The following is a 6,440-nucleotide window of genomic DNA, read 5'->3' as shown; positions in this document are numbered from 1 at the left end:
CAGCCACCACACCCTCTACTTATTCCTTAAAGCCATAAGCACCACACTTTGCGTGATATGGCCCGCCAGCCTTTCCCGGTATGATGTGCGCCCCGCAGTCTGGATTGCGAATACGCCATGACCTTGCAGTACCCTACAATCGCCGATTGCGTCGGCAACACGCCCCTGGTCCGCTTGCAACGCATGGCGGGTGAAACCAGCAATACCCTGTTGCTCAAGCTCGAAGGGAACAACCCGGCCGGCTCCGTCAAGGACCGCCCGGCACTGTCGATGATCACCCGCGCCGAGCTGCGCGGGCAGATCAAGCCCGGCGACACCCTGATCGAAGCCACCTCGGGTAACACCGGGATCGCCCTGGCCATGGCCGCGGCAATCAAGGGTTACAAGATGGTGCTGATCATGCCCGACAACGGCAGTGCCGAGCGCAAGGCCGCGATGACCGCCTATGGCGCCCAGCTGATTCTGGTCACCCAGGAAGAAGGCATGGAAGGCGCGCGCGATCTTGCCGAGCGCATGGCCGCCGAAGGCCGTGGCGTGGTGCTGGACCAGTTCGCCAATGGCGATAACCCTGAGGCGCATTACACCAGCACCGGCCCGGAAATCTGGCGCCAGACCGGCGGCACCATCACCCATTTCGTCAGCTCCATGGGCACCACCGGCACCATCATGGGCAACTCGCGCTACCTCAAGGAGCAGAACCCGGACGTCCAGATCGTCGGCCTGCAACCGATGGAAGGCGCGGCTATTCCTGGCATTCGCCGCTGGCCTGAAGAGTATTTGCCGAAGATTTACAACGCGACCCGCGTGGACCGCATCATCGATATGGCCCAGCGTGAAGCTGAAGACACCACCCGTCGCCTGGCGCGTGAAGAAGGCATCTTCTGCGGCGTGTCCTCCGGGGGCGCTGTGGCCGGTATGTTGCGTTTGTCCAAGGAACTGGAAAACGCGGTGATCGTCGCGATCATCTGTGACCGAGGCGACCGCTACCTGTCGACCGGCATTTTCGACGAACCCAACTGATGGCCAAGCACGAGAGAGGCCTGCGCTTCCAACCGACGGGCGGCAGCCGGGCCCCGCAGATTCCTGTGGGCAAGAAACAACGCCTGACCATCGAGCGTCTGGCCAATGACGGCCGTGGCATCGTGTTTTTTGAAGGCCGCACCTGGTTCGTGAACGGTGCGCTGGCCGGTGAAGAGGTTGAGGCGCGGGTGTTGGGTGCCCATGGCAAAGTGGTCGAGGCCCGCACCGAGCGTGTCTTCAAGGCCAGCGAACTGCGCCGTCCGGCGCCGTGTGCGCATTTTGGCCGCTGCGGCGGTTGCAGCGTGCAACACTTGCCCCAGGACGAACAACTCGCACTGAAACAGCGCATGCTCGCGGAGCAACTGTCCCGTGTGGCCGGTGTCGAACCGCAAGAGTGGGCTGCACCTTTAAGTGGGCCTGAATTCGGTTACCGGCGCCGCGCCCGCGTGGCGGTGCGCTGGAATGCCAAGGCAAAAAATCTGGAAGTCGGTTTTCGCGCCGTGGCCAGTCAGGACATCGTCGCCATTGACGATTGCCCAGTGCTGGTACAGGCCTTGCAGCCGATCATGCAGCGTTTGCCAAACATGCTGCGCCGCTTGAGCAAACCTCAGGCACTGGGGCATGTGGAAGTGTTCAGCGGCTCGTCCATCGCCGTGTTGTTGCGGCATATGGCGCCGTTGTCCGAAGCGGACCTGCTGATCCTTAACGAATTTTGCACGTTCCATGACGCACAATTGTGGCTGCATGGAGAGGGCCAGCCGGAACCGGTCAACGCAGAGGCTGCGTTGGGCTATCGGTTGGAGCAGTGGGACCTGGAACTGGCCTATCGCCCGGGAGACTTTGTGCAAGTCAACGCCTTGGTCAACGAGGCAATGGTTGCCCAGGCCCTGGCGTGGCTGGCGCCGCAACCCGAAGAGCGCGTGTTGGACTTGTTTTGCGGGCTGGGCAATTTCGCCTTGCCGCTGGCCAAGCAGGCACGTGACGTGGTGGCGGTAGAGGGCGTGCAGGCCATGGTCGACCGCGCCGCACTGAATGCCGTCAGCAACAATTTGCATAATGTTCAGTTTTTTCAGGCCGATTTGTCCCAGCCTTTGACCGACGCGGAATGGGCCAAACAGGGCTTTTCTGCGGTACTCTTGGACCCACCCCGTGATGGTGCCCTGGAGGTTGTGCGAGAGCTCGCCACACTTGGCGCCAAGCGCCTGGTGTATGTGTCCTGCAACCCGGCAACGCTGGCGCGGGATACGGTTGAGTTGGTCAAGCAAGGCTACCGGCTAAAGCGTGCCGGGATCCTCGACATGTTTCCGCAAACAGCGCATGTCGAGGCCATGGCGTTATTTGAAGCGGGCTAGGATGCCCGTTTAATCCGACTGGCCTGTAGTCTCCTGGGCTGTGACCTGTCAGGGAGCTTTACGTAGCCTAAGGTTACGCAGCAGGTCAGCGATGATTTTTGGCGCATCAAAGGTGCGTCGTAGGGAAGGTAAGCAAGATGGTACAGGTGAGAGCGCACCAGCCGATCAACACCGACGGCAGTATCAATCTCGAGGCATGGCTGGATCATGCCGTCAGTGTCGACCCGGCACTGGACCGTGAAGCCTTGAAAGCAGCTTGCGAGTTCGCTCGTGAGTCTGAGCAGCAAAACAATGCGGCCAAGAACCTGTGGGCCGAAGGCACTTCAAGCTTTCGCACCGGGTTGGAAATCGCCGAGATCCTCGCCGATCTCAAGCTCGATCAGGATTCGCTGATCGCCGCCGTGCTCTATCGCGGTGTGCGCGAAGGGCATATCCAGCTGCCGATGGTCGGCCAGCGTTTTGGCGCCGTGGTCGCCAAGCTGATCGACGGCGTGCTGCGTATGGCGGCCATCAGCGCCAGCCTCAGCCCGCGTCAATCGCTGGTGCTGGGCACCCAGGGCCAGGTCGAGAACCTGCGCAAGATGCTGGTGGCGATGGTCGACGACGTGCGCGTCGCGCTGATCAAGCTGGCCGAACGCACCTGCGCGATCCGTGCGGTGAAAACCGCCGACGACGAAAAGCGCAACCGCGTTGCCCGCGAGGTGTTCGACATCTACGCGCCGCTGGCGCACCGCCTGGGTATCGGCCACATCAAGTGGGAGCTGGAGGACTTGTCCTTCCGCTACCTCGAACCCGATCAATACAAACAAATTGCCACGTTGCTGCACGAGCGGCGGCTCGACCGCGAGCGCTTTATCAGCGACGTGATGGGCCAGTTGCGTTCCGAGTTGCAGGCCACCGGTGTGGACGCCGACATCAGCGGCCGCGCGAAACACATCTATTCCATCTGGCGCAAAATGCAGCGCAAAGGCCTGGCCTTCAGCCAGATCTACGACGTGCGCGCCGTGCGGGTGCTGGTACCGGAAATGCGCGACTGCTACACCGCGCTGGGTATCGTCCACACCTTGTGGCGGCACATTCCCAAGGAGTTTGACGACTACATCGCCAACCCCAAGGAAAACGGCTATCGCTCGCTTCACACTGCGGTGATCGGCCCCGAGGGCAAGGTGCTTGAGGTGCAGATTCGTACCCACGCCATGCACGAAGAGGCCGAGCTTGGGGTGTGCGCGCACTGGCGTTACAAGGGCACCGACGTCAAGGCCGGGTCCAACCAGTACGAAGAGAAAATCTCCTGGCTGCGCCAAGTGCTCGAATGGCACGAAGAGCTGGGCGATATCGGCGGCCTCGCCGAACAGCTGCGGGTGGATATCGAGCCGGACCGGGTCTATATCTTCACCCCCGACGGCCACGCCATCGACTTGCCCAAAGGCTCCACGCCGCTGGACTTCGCCTACCGCGTGCACACCGAAATCGGCCACAACTGCCGGGGCGCCAAGATCAATGGGCGCATCGTGCCGCTCAACTACAGCCTGCAGACCGGTGAACAGGTCGAGATCATCACCAGCAAGCACGGCACGCCGAGTCGCGACTGGCTGAACCCGAACCTGGGCTACATCACCACCTCGCGGGCGCGGGCGAAGATTGTCCACTGGTTCAAATTGCAGGCGCGTGACCAGAACGTCGCGGCCGGTAAAACCTTGCTCGAACGCGAACTGGCACGTCTGGGCTTGCCGCAGGTGGACTTCGACAAATTGGCCGAAAAGGCCAACATGAAGATCGCCGAAGATATGTTCGCCGCCCTCGGTGCTGGCGATTTGCGCCTGGCGCAACTGGTCAACCTGGCGCAACAACTGGTCGAGCCGGAGCGCGGCAGCGAACAGCTGGAACTGATCCCACGCAAAGCCACCGGCTACAAACCGGGCAAACGCGGCGATATCCAGATCCAGGGCGTGGGCAACCTGATGACGCAAATGGCCGGCTGCTGCCAGCCGTTGCCGGGCGATGCCATTGTCGGTTACATCACCCAGGGGCGTGGCGTGAGCATTCACCGCCAGGATTGCGCCTCGGTGCTGCAGCTCGGTGGGCGTGAGCCGGAGCGGATCATCCAGGTCAGCTGGGGCCCGGTACCGGTGCTCACTTATCCGGTGGACATCGTGATTCGTGCCTACGACCGTTCCGGTTTGCTGCGGGACGTGTCGCAAGTGCTGCTCAACGAGCGCATCAACGTACTGGCGGTCAACACCCGCTCGAACAAAGAGGACAATACTGCGTTGATGTCCCTGACCATCGAGATTCCGGGGCTGGACGCGCTGGGCCGGTTGCTGGGGCGCATTTCGCAGTTGCCGAACATCATTGAGACGCGGCGTAATCGCACGCCATGAAGGCCATCTGAAAGTGTGGGAGCCGGGCTTGTGTGGGAGCTGGCTTGCCTGCGATGCAGGCAACTCGGTGTGTCAGTTGCACTGCGGCGATGCTATCGCAGGCAAGCCAGCTCCCACACAAGCCCGGCTCCCACATTTGATCTTCAGCGTTCCCACTTCAGCGGAAAGAGACTGATGTATTCACTTGAAGACCTGCTCCACCTGATGAGCCGCCTGCGCGACCCGCAGTACGGGTGCCCGTGGGACATCAAGCAAACCTACACCACCATCGTGCCGCATACCCTCGAAGAAGCCTATGAAGTCGCCGACGCCATCGAGCGCGGCGACTTTGATCACCTGCAAGGTGAACTCGGCGACCTGTTGTTCCAGGTGGTGTATTACAGCCAGCTGGCGCGGGAGGAAGGGCGTTTCGAATTCGCAGGCGTGATCGACAGCATCACGCGCAAGCTGATCCGTCGCCACCCCCACGTGTTCCCCACCGGCGATTTGTATGCGCCGTTGGATATCCCGCAACTGAGTGAAGAGCAGGTCAAGGAACGCTGGGAACAGATCAAGGCCGAGGAGCGTGCGGAAAAATCCGACGCGCCGGAGCAACTGTCCCTGCTGGACGATGTGCCCACTGCCTTGCCGTCCCTGTCGCGTGCCGCCAAGTTGCAAAAGCGCGCCAGCCAGGTCGGTTTCGACTGGCCATCCGCGTTGCCGGTGGTGGACAACGTGCGTGAAGAACTGGATGAAGTGCTCGAAGCCATGGCTGACAACGACTCGGCAGCCATCGCCGATGAGGTCGGTGACCTGCTGTTTGCAGCGGTCAACCTGGCCCGTCACCTCAAGGTTGACCCGGAAACTGCGTTGCGGGGCGCCAATGCCAAGTTCGAACGACGTTTCCGATTTATCGAACAGGCATTGCGCGATACCCGTCGTCCCATAGAAGATTGCACCCTCGAAGAGTTGGACGCCCTGTGGGGCGAAGCCAAACGTCAGGAAAAGAACATGTCCAGCTGCGGTTGAGCGGCTGCCTAAGTGAGTAAGCACCATGAGCATTTCCCTTCGCGACCAGTTGCTCAAAGCAGGGCTGGTCAACCAGAAGCAGGCCAAGCAGGTCGGCAAAGACAAGCAGAAGCAGCAGCGCCTGGTCCACAAAGGTCAGGTTGAAGCTGATGACACCCAGGCGCGCCTGGCCCAGGAAGCCAAGGCCGAGAAGATCAAGCGCGACCAGGAACTGAACCGTCAGCAGCAGGAAAAAGCCGAGGCCAAGGCTCGCACCGCTCAGGTTAAGCAACTGATCGAAACCTCGCGCCTGCCGAAGCTGACGACTGAGGACTACTACAATTTCGTGGACGACAAGAAGGTCAAGCGCCTGTCGGTCAACACGTTGATGCGCAACAAGCTGAGCAACGGCTCCCTGGCGATCGTGCACCACGGCGGCGGTTACGAGGTGATTCCGCGCGAAGCCGCGCTGAAGATTCAGGAGCGCTCCCCGGAGCGCATCATCCAGCTCAACATCCTTACCGAAAGCCAGGTGCCGGATGAGGATGATCCGTACGCCGCCTACCAGATCCCCGACGATCTGATGTGGTAAACCGTTGGAAATAACGGTGGTGCCTCCCGTAATACCCCTCAGTCAAGGGTAAACAATGTAATTGTGGCGAGGGAGCTTGCTCCCGCTGGACTGCGCAGCAGTCCCAGT

5 protein-coding genes are annotated in these 6,440 nt (G+C 61.2%); all 5 read left to right on the top strand.

Going from position 1 to position 6,440, the window contains the following annotated elements; all coding sequences use genetic code 11:
* Positions 1-117: 117 nt before the first annotated feature.
* The 5 genes from cysM to BFW87_RS02725 all read left to right on the top strand — a co-directional run bounded on the left by cysM (position 118) and on the right by BFW87_RS02725 (position 6,332).
* A complete protein-coding gene (gene cysM / locus BFW87_RS02745) occupies positions 118-1,020 on the top strand; it encodes a cysteine synthase CysM (protein WP_078738450.1) in 903 nt (300 codons plus the stop codon).
* Positions 1,020-2,372: a 23S rRNA (uracil(1939)-C(5))-methyltransferase RlmD gene (gene rlmD, locus BFW87_RS02740; RefSeq protein WP_078738449.1), complete on the top strand. Its 1,353-nt coding sequence runs from the start codon at positions 1,020-1,022 to the stop codon at positions 2,370-2,372. The genes cysM and rlmD overlap by 1 nt, the downstream gene beginning before the upstream one ends.
* Before the next feature lie 137 nt (positions 2,373-2,509).
* Complete coding sequence (relA, locus tag BFW87_RS02735) at positions 2,510-4,753, top strand: GTP diphosphokinase (protein WP_078738448.1); 2,244 nt, start codon at positions 2,510-2,512, stop codon at positions 4,751-4,753.
* A gap of 174 nt (positions 4,754-4,927) precedes the next feature.
* Positions 4,928-5,761, top strand: coding sequence for a nucleoside triphosphate pyrophosphohydrolase (mazG, locus tag BFW87_RS02730; protein WP_078738447.1), 834 nt, complete (start codon positions 4,928-4,930; stop codon positions 5,759-5,761).
* 25 nt (positions 5,762-5,786) lie between these two features.
* Positions 5,787-6,332, top strand: a complete 546-nt coding sequence (locus BFW87_RS02725; protein WP_078738446.1) for a DUF2058 domain-containing protein — start codon at positions 5,787-5,789, stop codon at positions 6,330-6,332.
* Positions 6,333-6,440: the final 108 nt, after the last annotated feature.

The sequence above is a fragment of the Pseudomonas fluorescens genome (genome assembly GCF_002022275.1).
GTDB lineage: Bacteria > Pseudomonadota > Gammaproteobacteria > Pseudomonadales > Pseudomonadaceae > Aquipseudomonas > Aquipseudomonas fluorescens_AJ.
This window is presented reverse-complemented; position numbering and strand designations above follow the sequence as displayed.

What these genes read in the sequence shown, in the direction of transcription:
- relA (WP_078738448.1), top strand. Translation starts at nt 2,510, where the DNA reads ATGGTACAGGTGAGAGCGCACCAGCCGATCAACACCGACGGCAGTATC.
- BFW87_RS02725 (WP_078738446.1), top strand. Translation starts at nt 5,787, where the DNA reads ATGAGCATTTCCCTTCGCGACCAGTTGCTCAAAGCAGGGCTGGTCAAC.
- mazG (WP_078738447.1), top strand. Translation starts at nt 4,928, where the DNA reads ATGTATTCACTTGAAGACCTGCTCCACCTGATGAGCCGCCTGCGCGAC.
- cysM (WP_078738450.1), top strand. Translation starts at nt 118, where the DNA reads ATGACCTTGCAGTACCCTACAATCGCCGATTGCGTCGGCAACACGCCC.
- rlmD (WP_078738449.1), top strand. Translation starts at nt 1,020, where the DNA reads ATGGCCAAGCACGAGAGAGGCCTGCGCTTCCAACCGACGGGCGGCAGC.